Origin of the sequence: Brooklawnia propionicigenes (assembly GCF_030297015.1) — a bacterium.
GTDB lineage: Bacteria > Actinomycetota > Actinomycetes > Propionibacteriales > Propionibacteriaceae > Brooklawnia > Brooklawnia propionicigenes.
This window is the reverse complement of sequence record NZ_AP028056.1, coordinates 2,306,613-2,323,392: the sequence shown is the minus strand read 5'-3', so window position 1 is coordinate 2,323,392 and position 16,780 is coordinate 2,306,613. Positions and strand designations below refer to the sequence as shown.

The window sequence follows — 16,780 nt, the reverse complement described above, 5'->3', positions numbered from 1 at the left end:
TGTCACGATCTGCCCGGCTGAGCGGCCCATTCGGCGAGCCGCCGGCGATCCAGCTTGCCCGAATCGGTACGCGGGAAGGCCTCGACCACGAGCAGCTGCCTGGGCAGCGCGGCCGGCTCCAGGTACGGACGCAGTTCGTCGCGCCACTGGCCGATCACGGCCTCGTCGCTGGTCGTCGCGACCACGACTCTGGTGCCCCACTCGGGATCGGGCACTCCCACGACGACCGCGGGACGATCGATGCGGGCATCCAGCACCCGTTGCAGCCGGGCGAGATCGACGTTGACACCACCCGAGATGATCACATCGTCGATGCGCCCGAGCACCCGCAGCTGCCGCTGCCCGTCGTCATCGATCACCCATTGCCCCCGGTCGTTGGTCAGCAGCCTGCCGTTCACCAGGACCTTCGCCGTGGCTTCCGGGTCCAGCCGGTAGCCGGAGAACAGCATCGGGCCGCCGATGTCGATGCGCCCGTCGTCGCCGATTGCGATATCGGCACCGGGCAGCGGGCTCCCATCGAAGGCCACCCCGCCACAGGTCTCACTCATGCCATAGCTGGTCAGCACCGCGATGCCGGCGGCCTCGGCCTGGTCGAGCAGCGCGGGCCGGATGGCCGCTCCCCCCACCAGCACCGCGTCGTAGGCGGCCAGTTCGGCGGCCGAGGAAGGCTCGCGCAGCGCCCGCACCAGCTGGGTCGGCACGATCGAGATGGCGGTGCGTCCATCGGCATAGGGGCGGTCGAGCAGATCACGGGCCTGCACCATCAGGCCCGCCACGTGCTGGGCGCCCAGCACGCAGGTCCAGCTGAAGGCCCCGTAGCGCTGCCGGAAGGCGCTCGCGGACGCCCGGATCGCGGACGCGGACAAGACGACCTGTTTGGGATCGCCGGTCGAGCCGGAGGTCGTCACGATGACGGCGGCGTCCGGCTCGGTGACCGGAACGGCAGCATCGATCAGTTGCGCCGCACGATCGTCGGCGACCGGCGCCAGCACGAACTCACCGTCCAATGCCCGCGGCAGCAACCTGCCGGCATCGCGAGGGTCACACAGCTGCAAACGGGAGGCCACGTAGCCATGGTAGGTAGACTGGAGCCATGGCCCGCATTATCCCGATTCTCGTGCTGATCGCGTTGACGATCTACTGCACGATCGAGGTGGCCCAGGCACGTACCTGGGAGGTGCGGCGCGCACCCAAGTGGCTGTGGGCTGTGGCCGTCATCTGCGTGCCGGGCATCGGACCGCTGGCGTGGCTTTTCTTCGGTCGTCCGCTGCCACCGGGACGTGGTAATCCGCCGCCGCGCTCGCTTCCGCCGGACGAGAACGAGGATTTTCTGCGCGGGCTGTGACCCGGGAAGCGGTTTCCGGCTGGGCATAGCCTTGGCCTGACATGAACGCGACTTTCAGCTCCCTGGCTCTCCCTGGTTACCGTCGGTATTTCACTGGTGCTCTGACGAGCAATACCGGCACCTGGGTGGGCCGCACCGCCGTCTCCTGGCTGGTGCTGATGGAGCTGACCGACGGCAGCGCCTCGGCGTTGGGCATTGTCACCGCGATTATGTTCACTCCGCAACTGGTGCTGTCCGCCTATGCCGGGTCGATCGCCGACCGCTTCCCGAAGCGGCGCATCCTGCTGGTCACCCAATCGATCATGGCGATGGATTCGATCATCCTGGCGGGCCTGGTGCTGAGCGGGCACGCCCAACTGTGGATGGTCTATCTGCTGGCGCTCAACGATGGCTTGGCGAATACCTTCGACAATCCGGCCCGGCAGTCCTTCGTCAGCGAGGTGGTGCCGCCGGCCAATCTGCCGAACGCCATCGGCTTGAACTCGGCGAGCTTCAACACCGCTCGACTGATCGGGCCTGGCGTGGCAGGCCTGCTGATCGAACTGGTCGGCACCGGCTGGGCGATCGCCGTCGATTCGCTGAGCTATGTCGTGATGCTCACCTGCTTGGCGATGCTGAGAGAAGAGCACCTGCACCCGGCGCCGGTGGTCAAGGGACGCGGGCGCACCCGCGAGGGTCTGCGCTATGCGTGGCATCGTCCGGACCTGATGATCTTGCTGGCCTGCGGATTCACGGTCGGCGGGCTGGGATTCAACTATCAGATCTCGAATGCCGTGATGTCGACGCAGTTCTTCGACCGTGGTCCCGGCGAGTTCGGCATCGTCGGTTCGGCGATGGGCCTGGGTGCGCTGTTCGCTGCGCTGTGGGCGGCCGGACGCGAGCGTCCGCGGTTGCGTTTCGTGCTGGTGGGGATGGGCGGCTATGTGCTGTTCAACGTGCTGGCGGCATTCGCGCCGCAGTTTGGCTGGTTCGTGGGCTGGCAGATCCCGGTCGGCTTCGCCACCATCACCGTGCTGGTTACCGCAAACACGATGCTGCAGTCGGCCACCTCACCCCAGATGCGGGGACGCGTGATGGCGCTGTGGGGTCTGGTGATCATGGGCGTCACTCCCCTGATCTCGCCGGTGGTCGGATGGTTCGGTGACAACGTCGGCCCGCAGTCGACGGTGCTTTTCGGGGTCTTCTTCGTGGCACTCGGACTGATCATCATCACCTGGGTGATCATGCGGACCGATCAGCTGCGGTTCAGCTTCGACCCGCATCGTCGTGGCTGGCTGCATCTGGAGCGCGGTAGCCTCAGTGAAGAGGTCGATGGCGGGACAACCCGGTGATTGTCCGACGAACAGAGAGGTCTCGATGGCCGACCAACGTGAGGGGCTCCGCAAGAGCATCGTGATTGATGACGAGGGTTCGCGCATCGGAAGCGTCGGCCGGATCTATCTGGACGATGCCACCGGTGAGGTGACCTTCCTGACCGCGAGGGCGGGATTGTTCGGCCAGCGTGAGGTCTTCGTCCCGCTGGCGGGAGCCCTAGTCAGCGATGGCTTGGTCGAGGTGCCTTTCAGCACCGAACTGGTCAAGCGAGCGCCGCTGGCTACCGATGATCCCCACTTGACCCCCGATCAGGAGGCGGCGATCCTGCGACACTACGGTTTGCCGTTCATCCTGCCCGAGCCCAGCAGCCTCAACTAATCTTGGGCATGAATGAAAGGATTGCCGCTATGGCCGATAACGCTTACGAAGAACTTTTCAACTGCGACGTCATCGACGTGAACGGCGACCGGGTCGGCAGCGTCGGCCAGGTTTACCTCGACGATCAGACCGGACAGCCCAGCTGGGTGACGGTCAAGACCGGGCTGTTCGGTTTGAAGGAGACCTTCGTACCGTTGGAGCAGGCAATCGTGGCCGACGGCAAGATCACCACTCCGTACTCGACGGAGAAGATCAAGGAAGCCCCACGAGTCGATCCGGACAAGCATCTGGACGCCGATGAGGAAGCCCAGCTGTACAACTATTACGGGATCGCCACCATCGTGGCAGTGGAACCGGATGTTGCCGCCGAGGCCGCCAGCGAGGACGACACCGCTGACGAGGCCGCCAAAGACATCGTCGATGTTCAGGTGGAGGCCACCGAGACCGAGCCACTGACGGAGGCCGACGACCTCGGCCTCGCCGAGGACCTGACCACCGCCGAGGATGCTGCAGCCGCGGAGATCACCCAGGACGACGTGATCACCGAGGTGGCCGACAACGATGCCGTGGCCGAGGTCACCGACGACGACACCGACAGCGCGGATCTCGACGTGACCGAGGACGATGTGACCGGCGAAGTCATCGAGGGCGCAGCCGGGCAGCCGACGGAGTTCACGACTGGCTCAGCTGGGTCGGCCACCGCGGATGCGCCCGAGCAGGCCGCCGCCCAGCAGGACGAAGCACAGTCGGACGATGCCGAGGCCGGCGAGCCGACCGTCGCGATCAACGGCGAGGATCTCTACGACGCCCGCTGACAACCGGTCGCGTTGACCGGGGACGGCCAACGCACGACCACTGACCGGGACGGCCACGCACGCCCACTGACCGAGGACGACTACTGAGCAACCCTCAGTAGTCGTCCTCGTCTGCGTAGGAGCGTGGATCGTCGATCGGCTCGAGATGGGCGGAGACCCGGATGTCCGGGACGACCTCGACGAGCGCATCGATGACGTCCTCGGTGAGATCGTGGCCGCGATAGACGCTCCAGGTGCCGGGGACGAGCACATGGACGTCCATGAACTGACGGCTGCCGGCGCGCCGCGTGCGGAAGGCGTGGAATTCGATGGCGCCGGGCTGACGGAAGCGGTCGAGGACTGCTTCGAGTTTCTCGTTGGTCTCCTCGGGCAGGGCAATATCCATCAGGCCGTTGACGGAGTCGCGGATCAGCGCGATGCCCGTCCACAAGATGTTGAGGCCCGCCAGCAACGCGACGATCGGGTCGAGTCGCGGCTGCTGGGTGATGGCGACCAGCGCAACCCCCAACAGCACCGCCGCCGAAGTGACGACGTCGGTGAGCAGGTGTTTCCCGTCCGCGAGAAGGGTCGCCGATCGGGTCTCACGGCCCTTGCGCAGCAGCAGGTATCCGACCACACCGTTGATGATCGCGGCGACCACCGAGATCATCAGGCCCAGACCGAGCCGCTCCAGCGGACGCGGATTGATCAGGCGCTCGACCGACGTCGCGATGATGAAGGCCGCAGCGACGAAGATCATCACGCCTTCGATGACCGCGCTGAAGTACTCAGCCTTGCTGTGGCCGTAGGGGTGGTTGTCGTCCGCGGGCTTGATGCTGACCTTGAGTGCGACAAAGGCGACGATGGCAGCGACCAGATTGACAAGTGACTCTGCGGCGTCCGAGAGCAGGCCGACCGAGCCGGTGAGCCAGGCAGCGCCACCCTTGAGGATGATCGTGACGACAGCCGCCGCGATGGACAAGATCGCGTACTTGCTGAGGTCGGGCGGTGGTGCGTACCGAGGCGAATGGTCGGGCTCGGGTTCGATAGGACGTCGTGGGGTCACTGACCAAGTATGTGCACGTCACGACGACCCGGCCAAGGACCGTCTCACGACAGCGCCCGCGGCCCGCTACAGGTCGGCGATCACCAGCTTCTTCATGGCGAGCATTCGCTGGTAGGCGCCGGGTCTGGTCATCAGCTCGGCCATGTTCGCCGGGACCAGCTGCCAGCTGAGCCCAAACCGATCGGCGCACCAGCCGCATGCCTCGGCCTCGGGTACCGCACTGAGCCGGTCCCAGTAGCGGTCGATCTCGCCCTGATCAGCGCACTTCACCAACAAGGAGACCCCGCAGTTGAACGTGAACTGCTGATCGGCCGAATCCATCGCGGCGAGCCACTGGTCGAGGATCCGGAATTCGGCGAAGTTGACCTCGCCGGCTACCGCACCTGCCTCGGCCGGGTAGAAGGTCGCCGTCTCGATCGTCCCGCCGAAAACTCCCGTGTAGTAGTCGATCGCCTCCTTGGCCCGCCCCTGCACGCTGCTCCCGAACATGATGCTCGGCACGATGAACGGCCTCGGCCCGGCCGACCCGTCGGTCAGCATCAGCTGCCAGCTCACCGAGTACTTGTCCTCGATCCAGCCGAAGTGCGGGCTGAAGTCGTAGGCCTGGAGGGGCATCAGCGCCCGTCCGCCCTCCACGAGCGCAGCCCACAATTCGTCCAGATGGCTCCGCGCCTGCGGATCACGCGATGAGTCGAACAGCACCATGAAGGAGACCGACGGATTGACTGTGAACTCCGGGCCGGCATTGATCGCCGTGAACCGGTATCCGGCCAGTTCGAAATCAACCGTCAGCACCTCGCCTGCCAAGCCCGCCTGAAAGTCCGGCAGGCCTTCGGTCGGGTAGTACTGGGTGTCAAGCACCCGGGCGTCCGGGAAGACAGCGGTGTAGAAGTCGGCCGCCTCAGCTGCATTGCGGTCGAACCAGATGTTGGGAATGATGCGCTGCATGGCAAGTTCCTCTCGTCGGCGATGACCGTTCACCTACAATTCTGTACGCGGGGAGAAACGCAGTGACGCAAATGATCATGGGCAAAAGCCTGTCCGACTGGCTGGCGGACTGTCCCCCGCTGGACGATGTGGTCCGGCTCCGCGAGACCACCTGGTTCAATCCTGCCTTGCTGCCGGCGGCCGAGGGGTTGGCCGCGGTCGGGTTGACTGCGGTTGACATCGACGATGCAGCCGACCGCCTGAAGCGGTTCGCGCCCTATCTGGCCGAGGTCTTCGCGCAGACGCGACCCAGCGCGGGAATCATCGAATCGCCGTTGGTGGCGATCAGCGGGATGCAGCAGGCCCTCGGCCACAGATACGGATTCACCCTGCCCGGTCAGCAATTCGCCAAGCTCGACAGCGTGCTGCCGATCAGCGGCTCGATCAAGGCCCGCGGCGGCATCTACGAGGTACTCGCCCACGCAGAATCGCTGGCTGTCGAATCCGGACTGCTGACGCCCGGGGCCGACTATCGCGCCCTCAACAGCCCCCAGGCCCGCGAGTTTTTCAGCCACCACACCATCGCTGTCGGATCGACCGGGAACCTCGGGCTCTCGATCGGCATCATGGCGGCCCAGCTCGGCTTCCGGGTGACCGTGCACATGTCCGCAGACGCCCGGCAGTGGAAGAAGGATCTGCTCCGCTCCCATGGCGTCAATGTCATCGAATACGACGCCGACTATTCGATGGCCGTGGCGGCCGGACGCCAGCAGGCCCTCGACGATCCGTTGACCTATTTCATCGACGACGAGAACTCTGCCCGGCTGTTCCTCGGCTATGCCGTCGCGGCCAGACGGCTGGCGGGTCAATTGCAGGCTCTCGAGGTGCAGGTGGACGCCGACCATCCGCTGTTCGTCTATCTGCCCTGCGGTGTCGGCGGCGGCCCCGGCGGCGTGGCGTTCGGGTTGAAGACCCTGTTCGGGGACGACGTGCACTGCGTCTTCGCCGAACCGACGCACTCATCGAGCATGCTGCTGGGCATGGTCACCGGCGCCCACGAGCGGGTCAGCGTCGCCGATTTCGGGATCGACAACGTGACCGCCGCCGATGGCCTCGCCGTCGGGCGCCCATCCGGATTCGTCGGTCGCCGGATGCAGCACCTGATCGACGGCTGCTACACAGTCTCCGATGACGAACTTTTCCGGCTGATCTGGTTGCTGCACGAGGCCGAGGGCCTGGACGTCGAGCCTTCCGCAGCGGCCGGGCTGCCCGGACCCTGGCGCCTACTGAGCGATCCTCACTACCGTGAGGAACACGACCTCGACAGCGCTCGGCTGGCGCAGGCCACCCACATCGCGTGGGCGACCGGCGGCGGCATGGTTCCCGCGCCCGAGATGGCGTCCTACCTCGACCGCGGCGCCGCGCTGGGCTGATCCCACGACGCAGACGTCGTCATCGCCGGCCGTCGAGCAGGTAGCGCGCCGTCCGCGCGACCGCAGCGTCCGGATCGTCCAGCAGGCTGCGCAGCAGGTTGCCGGCGGACTCGCCGGGTACCTCGCCGAGGGCTTGGACGAGCCGACCGCGGCCGGACGCATCGGTGCCCGCGGGTCCGGTCTGCTCAAGCGCCGCCATCCGCGACTCGACTAGGGCGATCACCGTCGCTGCGGTGTCTGGCGAGCGCGCCGCCAGTGCGGCTCTTCACGATTGAGGGTGTAGTTGGGGTCTGAATCCTCCGGCCTCGAGGAGACTGCGGGCAATGTAGTTCGTCAGGTTTCGGAAGCCCAAGGCTGAGCCGCGCAGGTGTTCCAGTCGGCCATTGAGGGCTTCTGTCGGGCCGTTGGAGGTGTGGGGGCGCTCGAAGTAGGCCAGGACGTCTGTGGCGCGCCGCTTGAGGGTGCGCCCCAGGGTGATGATCTCAGCGAGGGCGGCGGGAACGCCGCGGCTGATGACCTCGATGACGTGGGCCAGCTGGGCTCGCCCGGCCTTGGGGTCGGGATCGCGGTAGGCGGCCACGATCTTCTGGTAGATGCCCCAGGTGGCTTCCACCCCGACGTGAGCGTCCTGGGCGAAGACGCCCTCCAGGCGGGTGCGTTGCTTGTCTGTGAGGAGATCCATCCCGGTGTGCAGGGTCTTGCGCACCCCGTACAGGGGGTCCCCGGACCGGCCTCGATGTCCGGTGGTGTCTTGCTGGACGCGCTGGCGGCAGTGGTCCAGGGCATCGCCGGCGAGCTGGACGACGTGGAAGGGATCCATGACCTCCACCGCGTCGGGGAGTTCTTCCTTCGCTGCGGTCTTGAACCCGGTGAAGCCGTCCATGGCGACCACCTCAATCCGGTCGCGCCACGCAGGGTCTTGCTGGCTGAGCCACTCCTTGAAGGCCTTCTTGGAGCGGCCCTCCACCATGTCCAACAACCTGGCAGGACCCCTTCCCTCGCGCAGCGGGGTGAGGTCGATGATCACGGTGACGAACTTGTCGCCCCTGCGCGTGTGCCGCCACACGTACTCGTCCACCCCGATCGTGGTCACACCCTCGAAGCGATGCTCATCGTTGATGAGGACCCTGCGTCCCTCCTCCAGGACGGAGGTGTTGGCGCAGTCCCAGGACACGCCCAGACCCTCAGCGACCCGGGCGACGGTGAGGTGTTGGACGACGATGCCCGCCACGGGCCCAACGCAGTCCGCCCCGGGACAGTTTCGAGCGCGGCTGGGCCGCCCCAGTGGTGTCCTGCCTCCACACACGCCCACACCCCGAACAGCGGTAGCGACGCACTCGCACCACCAGTGTCACCGGTCTCCAGCCCGAGGGCTCGTGGGCGAGGCGACGGACCACGGTGTCGCGGGGGATCCCTTCGCACCCACACTCGCGACACCACCGGTCATCGTCCACCACCCGGCAGGCCACCTCGCAGCGATCCGGGAGGACTCTCTGGCCCACCACCACGAGGCCGAGGTCATCCAGGCGGGCGAACGTGGTCAGATCGGGGGCAGCAAAGGTAGCGTGGGACACGTCGGGGTCTTTCAGATGGGCAGCGTAGGAACTCCCATCATCGGAAGACCCCGACCCTCACACCCACCCCGACACGCCAGCCAGACTCAACCCCCCGCTACACCCCGGATCGCGAAGAGCCGCCAGTGCGCCCAGCTTCTCGGCGGCGTCCACATCGTCGATGCCCGCGGCGATCATGTCCACCAGTCGCGAGCACATCTGTTCCAGCCCGGGCCCCGGCTGCGGCGGCTGGCGCGAGGCAAGTGCCAGCACCGCGCGGCCGGCGATCCTGGGCACCGGGTCATCGACGAAGCCCGCCAGGGCCGCCGACGACGCAGCGGAATCGACCGCGGTCAACGCCCACACGATGCGCGAACGGACATCGGGATCCGCATCGGTCGCGCGAGCGGCCAGCAGGGCCACCGCAGGCCCGCCGGCCTGCACGATCGCCCACCGCAGCGCGCCGGCAACGCTCGGCTCGGTCTCGGCGAGGTAGGCGTCCACCAGCTGTCCGAGAACCGGCTGCGGGGCCGCTCCGGAGCGGAGCGCCGCCGACTGCCGGTCGCTCGCGGTCCCCGATCGCAGCCCGGTGAGCAGCTCGACGACATCCAGTGCCTCGTCCCAGCCCTGCGGAGCCGTGGCCTCGATCTCCCGCAGCCGGCCGAGCAGCTGCCGCTCGGCCGAGATCCGCGCCTCGGTCTCGCCGATGAGCCTCGACAGTGCCGCGGCGGCGTCGAATTCCGGGTCATCGAGGGCAGCAGCGACCTGTGCCAGCGGCAACGACAGCGTCCGCAGCGCCTCCACCTGGAACAGTCTGCGCAGGTCGGCCTGGGCGTACTCGCGGTAGCCTGCGCCCGTCCGCGCCGATGGCCTGACCAGCCCGATCCGGTCGTAGTGCCGCAGCATCCGCACGCTCACTCCCGACCGACGCGAGACCTCACCGATCTGCATGCCTACGAACCTAACGCAAGGACCCTCTTGGCTTCGGCGAGCGCCGCATCGAAGCCCGAGTCCGGATCGCTGACCAGCCGTTGGGTGGCGGCGGCATGCAGCCGCGCCACCGGGCTACCTCGCAGGGCAGCCTCCGCCAGCACATCCTCGGCGGCCGCACCCAACGCCACGAACGCCCTGCTCAGGCTGAGCTGCACGTCGCGTCCGCCGCGACCCAACTGCCCGGCAAGTCGGCGGGCCAAGTTCGCCCGCTGCCCCGCCGGCACCAGCCGAACCGCGGCCCGCCACGCCGCCCGGGCCACCTCGTCGTCGGGCGCGCCGAGCAGACCGTCGGTGATCTGTGGCCACGCCCGGGCGTCCCCGATCTTCGAAAGCGTGTGCAATGCCTGAGCGCAGGCTTGCGGGTTCGGTGAACCCAGCTCGGTCAGCAGCAGGGGCACCGTCCGATCGGCCGGATGGCAGGTCAGTGCCCACGTCAGCATGTCCCGGACGAAGAAGTCCAACTCGGTCCCGCAGTGCGCGATCAGCACGGGCACATCAGCGGGCATCGGGTCGCTTCCCGCGGCCAGCGCGGCACGCAGCCGCAACGAGGCATCGGGCGACTGGAGCGCTGAGTCCAGCCGAGTGGTGCGATAGTCTGTCGACGTCATGTCATTCCCCTCCTGACGACCACCCAACTACCTGCCACCGTGTCAGGGTCAAGGTGCCGTGGAGGAAGCGTCAGCGGCGACAGCCCGCAGACGATCAACGTGAGCTTCGAAATCGTGGAGGCCGGGTGCTGGAGAAAGAGGTGCGGTCGATCAACCACAGCGATCTGACAAGCCAGGATGCACCGGAGCCCGAGACACCGGCCTCGGCTGAGCAGACCACGGTGCTGCCGGCCGCGACGGCGTCGTTCGCCCCGGTCGTCCGGCCGGCCGGCGGACAGGTGGCGACCAAGGACCGGAAGCGACATAGCCGGGATCGGCTGATCGTCCGGCGGATGCTGAGGATCGCGCGCGGCTGGGGCAGCCACGGCGGCCCTGCCAAGCCGGTGCAAGTGAGCATGTCCATCCCGGACCTGCTCGGCAGTCTCGGGCTCGCGATGCTCTCGTCCCAGCTACCGACCAGCGACATCGAACGCCAGCTGGGTGAGATCGCGCGCGCCTACGGCCGTCCCGATCTGCGAATGGTCGTGCTGCCCACCGCGATCCTCGTCGAGGACCCCGCGCAAACACACACCGGTGTCTTCCCGCTGGTTTCCGCGCCGTATCGGCTCGATCAGGCCGGGGCGATGGAGAAGCTGGTGGTCCGGGTGATCAACGAGCATCCCGAACCCGCCGAAGCCATCCGCGAGATCACCCGGATCGAGCAAACCCCGGCCCGGTTCAATCGGCCGACGATGATCCTCGGCCATACAATTCTCACGCTCGGTTTCGGCATGGTAATCAATCCGACGGCAACGGCAATCCCGGTCTACCTGGTGCTGGGCGCGTTCGTCGGTCTCATGATCACCTTCACGCGCGGACGCACCTCGGTGCAGCTGTTGCTGCCGGTTCTGACATCGTTCGTGCTCACGTTGATCACTCTGCTCGTGCTCGACGGCCTGGTGCCGGATGACCCCCTGCGGCTGGTTGCCCCCGCGCTGCTGGCCTTCCTGCCCGGCCACATGCTCACCGTGGCCGCGGTGGAGCTCGCGAGCAACCAGGTCATCGCCGGCGCCAGCCGCCTGGTCTACGGATTCGCGCAGCTGGGCCTGCTGGCGTTCGGTGTGTACGTGGCGTGGGTCATCGTGAACGCGCCCGAGCCGGTCGGAATCGCCCCCACGCTGGGGCCCTGGGCGCCCTGGGCGGGTGTGGTGCTCACCAGCATCGGATTCAACCTCTATTCCGTGGCGCCGAAGGGTGCACTGCGCTGGATCCTGTTCGCCAATGTCATCGTCTACGCGGCGCAGGTTCTGGGATCGCTGCTTGTGGGGGCGGCATTGTCCGGTTTCGCCGGCGCGATGGTGCTCGAACCGGTAGCCCGTGCGGTTCAGCGATTCGGTTCAGCTCCGCCCAGCGTCGTGCTGCGAACCTCCGGCTATTTCCTGCTGGTACCCGGTGCTCTCGGATTCATCGGCGTCAGTGAGGCCGCATCGCAGACCGGCTCGCTCGGGCTCATCGTCCAGGTCTTCATTTCGCTGCTCGCCATCGCCCTGGGAACACTTGTCGGCGCCAGCCTCAGCCGCGAGGTACGGGCCGCAGTGCACACCTGGCGCTACGCGGCCTGATCCTCGCCTGCTTGAGCCCGGCAGCGGCGGCCGCTCACAGCACGGCGACGAGCGGGGCCACCACGATGAGGTACAAGATGGCCAGCAACACCGAGTGCGCGGTGCAGAACCCCAGCGCCTCGCGGATGTGCCCCCGCTCGGCGAAATAGCCCACCAGCTTGCGGACGAATGAGATCGGGTGGCGGATGTCCCAGCTGTTGAACCGGATATAGCGGCCCAGATACATCCCGAAGGTCACCAGCACGAGCACCACGACGGACATGACCCACGAGTCCGGATGACGGAGCGGGTGATCGTCGTTCGGCCTGACCACAAGCACATACAGGCTCTGCGCCAGCGCCAGATTGAGCAGGGTGTTGAAAACCCCGGACAGCGCCAATGTCAACACGAGGACGATGTCGTACCACAACGGCACGCGTTCGGATTCGTCGCGGTGCGAGAAGTTCAGTTCAGTGATCAGATAGGCCGAGTTCGGCAGCATCAGCAACCACCCGGCAGCGCCCACGGCGATCACCGCCCACAGCGCCACCGCTGAGGGTGCGAGCAAGGTGATGCCAATCATGGCGCCCAGCACCGCGATGAGGATGGCCGTCGGGGTCAGCGACAACCCGATGTTGACGATCATCGGACGATACACAGCAGTCCCGAAGACGGGAGCCCTCAGCAGCACCAGGCACAGCGCATAGAGGCTGAGCAGCAGCGTTCCGACGGTGAGCAGCACCACAGCGTTCACGTCGTCTCCTTCGGTTCAATGCCGGACGCAGTCAGCTCCACAGACCGACAACGGCCGGTCCGTCGCGGGATATTCCGTCCATCGGTAGCTCACTGGCCATCGATGACATGGATGGACAGGCACATCTCGCGCATCCGCCCCGGGCTATTGCGTCCATCGGTCGCTCACCCCCACCGGGCTAGCCTGGATAGACACCGGAAAGGAGCCGGACATGCCTTATGGACTGTACTTCTCCATCGCCGGCCTTGGCATCTTCGTTGCAGCCGCGCTGTGGCCGCCGCAACGCCCGCGCGTGCTTGCCAACATCACTTACATCCTCGGCATGGTGATCAACGAGATACCCCACTACGGCGCCCTCCTGCTGGCCATCTGGCTTGGCATCTCCATTGTGAGCGGCGATTTCGGGACGCCAGCCGACATCACGGTGGCTGTCGCGCTGACCGCGCTGGTGGCTGCCGGCCTGTTCGCACTCGGATGGCGGGCCCGCACTTCGCGGGCGATCGTGGCGGCGGCACTCCGCGACGCCGGCATCGAGCCGGCACGGTCGAGCAATGAACATGCCACCCGGCGCGGCTGGCAGATCACGCTCTTCCCGTTCGCCGTGCGGCCACGGTCGGTGGTGCGGGAGCGCAATGTGAGCTACGGGCCGCACCGCAAGCAGCAGTTGGACGTCTACTACCGCAAAGACCGGCCCACCGGAGGCCCGACGCTGCTCTACCTGCACGGTGGCGGCTACTTCCTGGGCAGCAAGCATCACGAGGCCCGGGGGCTGCTGTACCGATTCGCCGATCGCGGCTGGGTCTGCGTCAGCGCCAACTACCGGCTGCGACCGCAGGCGGGCTTCCCCGATCACATGGCGGACGCCAAACGGGCACTGGCTTGGCTGCATGAGCATGCCGGCGACTACGGCGGGGATGGCCGCCGGGTCGTGATGTCGGGAAGTTCGGCCGGCGCGCACATGAGTTCGATCTCCGCGCTGAGTCAGCAGGACCCCCGCTACCAGCCGGGATTCGAGTCGGCGGACACCTCCGTGTCAGCAGTCGTCGGACTCTACGGCTACTACGGGCCGTACTACGGCGACGACTGGAACGCTGCGCTGCCGTCCTCGCCGCTGGTGATGGACGCCTCGTCGGCCCCGCCGTTCTTCCTCACCCATGGCACGGTGGACAACAATGCATCGGTCGAGAACTCCCGCGAACTCGCCGCCAAGCTGCGCGCCGAGGCGCCGACGCGTCCGGTCTATGCGGAGCTCCCCGGCGCCCAGCACGGCTTCGATCTGGTCAGTTCGTGGCGTTTCGAGGCGATCCTGGATGGCATCGAAGACTTCACCGATGCCGTTCTTCCGGTGTCCGTGAACCGCCGCTAGTGCTGCCGAGCAGGCATTATCCCTGATCACAGGCATTGGCGCATTAGTCCTGATCAGCGGGCACCGGTCCTGATCAGCGCACTAGTCCTGATGAGCAGGCACTGGTCCTGATCAGCAGTAGCGGATGACCAGGCTCGCGCCCGCGGTGTGGGCCTCGACCAGATCGGCATTGCGCTGATCGGAGACGGTCGCCCGGCGGCGAGCCGCGCCCTCGGAGTCCTTGAACTGCATGTGGCGCTCGATGAGGCGGCCGATCCTGGACTCGTCCGGCAGTGTCACATACCAGACCTCATCCAGCAGGTCGCGGATCGTGTTCCAGGGGGCGTCGTCCAGCAGCAGGTAGTTGCCCTCGGTGATGACGACCCGCACCTCGGAGGTCACCGGGATCGCGCCGGCAACCGCGTCGTCGATCTCGCGGCGGAACTCGGGTGCATAGATGGTGTGGTCGGCCTCATGCTGCAGTCTGGACAGCAACGCCACATAACCGTAGGCGTCAAACGTCTCGGGTGCTCCCTTGACCTCGGCGAGCCCGGCACGCTCGATGACCGATTGGGCCAGATGAAAACCATCCATCGGCACCAGTGCCACCTGACCAGGCAGTTCGCGTTCCAGAGCCGAAGCCAGCGCCGCCGCGATCGTCGACTTCCCGGCGCCGGGAGCCCCGGCCAACCCGACCATCACCCGTTTCCCCGCGGCGGGCAGGCCCATGATCCGAGTGGTCAGCACCGAGACCGTGGATGTCGTGTCCCAGTCGACTTGCGGAATCTGCACGCCCTCCATTGTGCCCGCACCCCGCATCCACGTCCGCACGCCCCACACCCACGCCCCCACACGCCCCCACCCCCGCGGTCGCACCGCCACCCGCGTACTTGGGTCTACCTATCCGCGGCCCCTGCAGACAGGTCGACCCACGAATGAAGAAAAGATGTTTGTCAGGTACTTGACATATCGGTCGGGGCCGCGCACTATTGATGTCAGGTACCTGACAGAAGGTGAGGGCCATACAACCAGAAGGACAACAACAATGACTGACCACATCAACGAACAAGAACAGACTGAACAATCCGACACCCGCCGACTGGCGGCCGAGCGGCTGCGGCACGTGGCCGTTCTCCAGTTCCGCAGGCAACGCAGAGGCCCCGGCGGCGAGCCCTGGCGCGATCCGCGAAACGGACAGGGTCGCGTACTGGCCGTGCTCAAGCTGAAGCCCGAAATGACTCAGCGTGAGCTGACCTACCTGATGGGCATGTCCCGTCAGTCGATGGCCGAACTACTCCGCAAGCTGGAGACGCAGGGCCTCATCAAGCGCGAGCCGTCGCCCGACGACCGCCGCGCCGTCACCGTCACGCTCACCGAGGCCGGGCACAACGCCGCTCAGGACACCGATCCCGACACCGCCGCCCGCCTGACGTTCCTCGAGTGCCTGACCGATGACGAGGTCGCGCAGCTGGCCGACTACCTGGGCCGCATCATCGAGCGCCTGGAGCAGGAATCCGATGACAACTTCAAGGAGCGCGTCCAGGTGCTTCAGGAGTTCCGGCGCCATCACGGTCGCGGTCCCCGCGGACGCGGCGGATTCCCGGGATTTCCCGCGGACGCCTTCCCCGAGTTCGGCTCGGCGCCAGACGATGAGTTCGGACGCGGACCCTGGGGTCCCCGTGGTGGACGTCCCACTCCCCCGGCGTCGCAGGACCCGCACGAGCATCATGGCCCGCACGGCCATGGCGGCCACGGCCCACAAGAAGACTGAACCTAGCGACAGGCTGGACGAGGCGCGACAGCGTTCTCGTCCAGCCTGCATGCACTGGCGCTGACAACGATCTGAGCCGTGAACGATCGGCGCCCTCGCTGAACGGATCGAGTGAGGGATGTACCACCCGAACGCTCGACCGGTTGACGACCGCCGGCTCGCCCGAAATCCGGCTATCGGTTACTGGTAAAGCGCGAATCCATTCGTCCAGCCGATCTGCCCGGAGGCGGCCAGCGCGATCTGGAGGAAGCCGAGCGCCTCGAGTTCGGCAGCACGCGCCAGGCCACCTACGTCGTATGCCGCAGCCCCGGACGCGGTCACCACGTCGCTGAGCGCCTTCTTCGCTTCTGCGTCGTAACCGGCGATGAGCACCGAGATGGGAGCAGACGCAACAGAACCGCTGGCCAGGGTGGCCGCGAAGTTCGTGTTGAACGCCTTCACGACGTGGGCACCCGGCAGGGCTGCGGCATACTCGGCTGCGGCACTGCCCGCTTCCGGCCTGATCAGCGTGAAGCTCGCCGCGTCGACCGGGTTGCAGATGTCGACAACGACCTTGTCGCTCAGTTCATCACCCAGCTTCGCCACGATGTCGAACAGCGCCGTATACGGCACTGCCAGGACGACGATGTCGCCTTCGACCGGTGCCTTGGTGGACTCCTTGTGGTTGATGACCTGGACCTGTGAGCGGCTGCGCTCGAACAGTGTCTGAAGTGCCTTGGACATATTGCCGGTACCGATGATCGTGATGCTCGCCATGTTGAGTCTCCGTTCCGCAGATACGTAGACAGGAAACACGCCATCACCGCGTGGTTATTCCGATCGCCCGGTTCCGCAGCGTGCCACCAGTGCTCCCGGCCGGCGCCCAGCGTCAGGGCTCCCGGCCGCAACCTCGGCAGCCCGGACATTGATCCGCGGCGAC

At 66.6% G+C, this 16,780-nt stretch carries 17 protein-coding genes and 1 pseudogene; 8 read left to right on the top strand and 10 right to left on the bottom strand.

The genetic code is table 11. From position 1 onward, the window contains the following. Positions 1-2: 2 nt before the first annotated feature. Positions 3-1,067 carry an AMP-binding protein gene (locus QUE25_RS10585; RefSeq protein WP_286264784.1) on the bottom strand — a complete coding sequence of 355 codons (1,065 nt, stop codon included), beginning with the start codon at positions 1,065-1,067 and terminating at the stop codon, positions 3-5. Positions 1,068-1,093: 26 nt separating this feature from the next. Here QUE25_RS10585 and QUE25_RS10580 point away from each other — a divergent pair, with 26 nt between their 5' ends. From QUE25_RS10580 to QUE25_RS10565, 4 genes are read left to right on the top strand one after another with little or no spacing between them, the layout of a single operon-like run. Then, on the top strand, positions 1,094-1,345 hold the full coding sequence (locus QUE25_RS10580) for a PLD nuclease N-terminal domain-containing protein (RefSeq protein WP_286264783.1): 252 nt from the start codon (positions 1,094-1,096) through the stop codon (positions 1,343-1,345). A gap of 41 nt (positions 1,346-1,386) precedes the next feature. Continuing rightward, positions 1,387-2,676 (top strand): MFS transporter, encoded by a 1,290-nt coding sequence (locus QUE25_RS10575; protein WP_286264781.1) that lies wholly within the window; start codon positions 1,387-1,389, stop codon positions 2,674-2,676. 25 nt (positions 2,677-2,701) lie between these two features. Continuing rightward, positions 2,702-3,037: a PRC-barrel domain-containing protein gene (locus QUE25_RS10570; RefSeq protein WP_286264780.1), complete on the top strand. Its 336-nt coding sequence runs from the start codon at positions 2,702-2,704 to the stop codon at positions 3,035-3,037. 29 nt (positions 3,038-3,066) lie between these two features. Next, a complete protein-coding gene (locus QUE25_RS10565) occupies positions 3,067-3,852 on the top strand; it encodes a PRC-barrel domain-containing protein (RefSeq protein WP_286264778.1) in 786 nt (261 codons plus the stop codon). A gap of 94 nt (positions 3,853-3,946) precedes the next feature. On the opposite strand, the gene QUE25_RS10560 is transcribed toward QUE25_RS10565, so the two are convergent. Both QUE25_RS10560 and QUE25_RS10555 read right to left on the bottom strand, forming a co-directional pair. After that, positions 3,947-4,897, bottom strand: a complete 951-nt coding sequence (locus QUE25_RS10560) for a cation diffusion facilitator family transporter (protein ID WP_286264776.1) — start codon at positions 4,895-4,897, stop codon at positions 3,947-3,949. 66 nt (positions 4,898-4,963) lie between these two features. Further along, on the bottom strand, positions 4,964-5,845 hold the full coding sequence (locus QUE25_RS10555) for a VOC family protein (RefSeq protein ID WP_286264775.1): 882 nt from the start codon (positions 5,843-5,845) through the stop codon (positions 4,964-4,966). A 71-nt stretch (positions 5,846-5,916) separates the two neighbouring features. Between QUE25_RS10555 and QUE25_RS10550 the strand changes: the two genes are divergently transcribed. Beyond that, the gene (locus QUE25_RS10550) at positions 5,917-7,257 is read left to right on the top strand and encodes a D-serine ammonia-lyase (RefSeq protein ID WP_286268544.1); all 1,341 of its coding nucleotides are present in this window, start codon (positions 5,917-5,919) and stop codon (positions 7,255-7,257) included. 19 nt (positions 7,258-7,276) lie between these two features. On the opposite strand, the gene QUE25_RS10545 is transcribed toward QUE25_RS10550, so the two are convergent. From QUE25_RS10545 to QUE25_RS10530, 4 genes and pseudogenes are all read right to left on the bottom strand, one after another. Beyond that, entirely contained in the window at positions 7,277-7,480 is a 204-nt protein-coding gene (locus QUE25_RS10545) for a hypothetical protein (protein ID WP_286264773.1), read from the bottom strand. A gap of 42 nt (positions 7,481-7,522) precedes the next feature. Beyond that, a pseudogene (locus tag QUE25_RS10540) lies at positions 7,523-8,831 on the bottom strand (ISL3-like element ISPfr8 family transposase). A gap of 57 nt (positions 8,832-8,888) precedes the next feature. After that, entirely contained in the window at positions 8,889-9,761 is an 873-nt protein-coding gene (locus QUE25_RS10535) for a MerR family DNA-binding transcriptional regulator (protein WP_286264771.1), read from the bottom strand. Positions 9,762-9,763: 2 nt separating this feature from the next. Continuing rightward, positions 9,764-10,411 carry a HEAT repeat domain-containing protein gene (locus tag QUE25_RS10530; RefSeq protein ID WP_286264770.1) on the bottom strand — a complete coding sequence of 216 codons (648 nt, stop codon included), beginning with the start codon at positions 10,409-10,411 and terminating at the stop codon, positions 9,764-9,766. Positions 10,412-10,536: 125 nt separating this feature from the next. Between QUE25_RS10530 and QUE25_RS10525 the strand changes: the two genes are divergently transcribed. Continuing rightward, a complete protein-coding gene (locus QUE25_RS10525) occupies positions 10,537-12,012 on the top strand; it encodes a threonine/serine exporter family protein (protein ID WP_286264769.1) in 1,476 nt (491 codons plus the stop codon). Between the two features lie 34 nt (positions 12,013-12,046). Here QUE25_RS10525 and QUE25_RS10520 read toward each other — a convergent pair whose 3' ends face one another. Then, positions 12,047-12,745: a DUF1361 domain-containing protein gene (locus tag QUE25_RS10520; protein WP_286264768.1), complete on the bottom strand. Its 699-nt coding sequence runs from the start codon at positions 12,743-12,745 to the stop codon at positions 12,047-12,049. Between the two features lie 211 nt (positions 12,746-12,956). Here QUE25_RS10520 and QUE25_RS10515 point away from each other — a divergent pair, with 211 nt between their 5' ends. Further along, positions 12,957-14,111 carry an alpha/beta hydrolase gene (locus tag QUE25_RS10515; RefSeq protein ID WP_286264767.1) on the top strand — a complete coding sequence of 385 codons (1,155 nt, stop codon included), beginning with the start codon at positions 12,957-12,959 and terminating at the stop codon, positions 14,109-14,111. Between the two features lie 111 nt (positions 14,112-14,222). Here the strand turns inward: QUE25_RS10515 and QUE25_RS10510 are convergent, their stop codons facing one another. Continuing rightward, a complete protein-coding gene (locus tag QUE25_RS10510) occupies positions 14,223-14,882 on the bottom strand; it encodes a nucleoside/nucleotide kinase family protein (protein WP_286264766.1) in 660 nt (219 codons plus the stop codon). Between the two features lie 253 nt (positions 14,883-15,135). Here QUE25_RS10510 and QUE25_RS10505 point away from each other — a divergent pair, with 253 nt between their 5' ends. Then, positions 15,136-15,861, top strand: coding sequence for a MarR family winged helix-turn-helix transcriptional regulator (locus QUE25_RS10505; RefSeq protein WP_286264765.1), 726 nt, complete (start codon positions 15,136-15,138; stop codon positions 15,859-15,861). 180 nt (positions 15,862-16,041) lie between these two features. Here QUE25_RS10505 and QUE25_RS10500 read toward each other — a convergent pair whose 3' ends face one another. Continuing rightward, entirely contained in the window at positions 16,042-16,617 is a 576-nt protein-coding gene (locus QUE25_RS10500) for an NADPH-dependent F420 reductase (protein ID WP_286264763.1), read from the bottom strand. Positions 16,618-16,780: the final 163 nt, after the last annotated feature.

Excerpts from the sequence above, each read along its gene's own strand:
- QUE25_RS10550 (WP_286268544.1), top strand. The coding sequence starts at position 5,917 with ATGATCATGGGCAAAAGCCTGTCCGACTGGCTGGCGGACTGTCCCCCG.
- QUE25_RS10515 (WP_286264767.1), top strand. The coding sequence starts at position 12,957 with ATGCCTTATGGACTGTACTTCTCCATCGCCGGCCTTGGCATCTTCGTT.
- QUE25_RS10570 (WP_286264780.1), top strand. The coding sequence starts at position 2,702 with ATGGCCGACCAACGTGAGGGGCTCCGCAAGAGCATCGTGATTGATGAC.
- QUE25_RS10530 (WP_286264770.1), bottom strand. The coding sequence starts at position 10,411 with ATGACGTCGACAGACTATCGCACCACTCGGCTGGACTCAGCGCTCCAG.
- QUE25_RS10580 (WP_286264783.1), top strand. The coding sequence starts at position 1,094 with ATGGCCCGCATTATCCCGATTCTCGTGCTGATCGCGTTGACGATCTAC.
- QUE25_RS10505 (WP_286264765.1), top strand. The coding sequence starts at position 15,136 with ATGACTGACCACATCAACGAACAAGAACAGACTGAACAATCCGACACC.
- QUE25_RS10500 (WP_286264763.1), bottom strand. The coding sequence starts at position 16,617 with ATGGCGAGCATCACGATCATCGGTACCGGCAATATGTCCAAGGCACTT.
- QUE25_RS10535 (WP_286264771.1), bottom strand. The coding sequence starts at position 9,761 with ATGCAGATCGGTGAGGTCTCGCGTCGGTCGGGAGTGAGCGTGCGGATG.
- QUE25_RS10555 (WP_286264775.1), bottom strand. The coding sequence starts at position 5,845 with ATGCAGCGCATCATTCCCAACATCTGGTTCGACCGCAATGCAGCTGAG.
- QUE25_RS10575 (WP_286264781.1), top strand. The coding sequence starts at position 1,387 with ATGAACGCGACTTTCAGCTCCCTGGCTCTCCCTGGTTACCGTCGGTAT.
- QUE25_RS10565 (WP_286264778.1), top strand. The coding sequence starts at position 3,067 with ATGGCCGATAACGCTTACGAAGAACTTTTCAACTGCGACGTCATCGAC.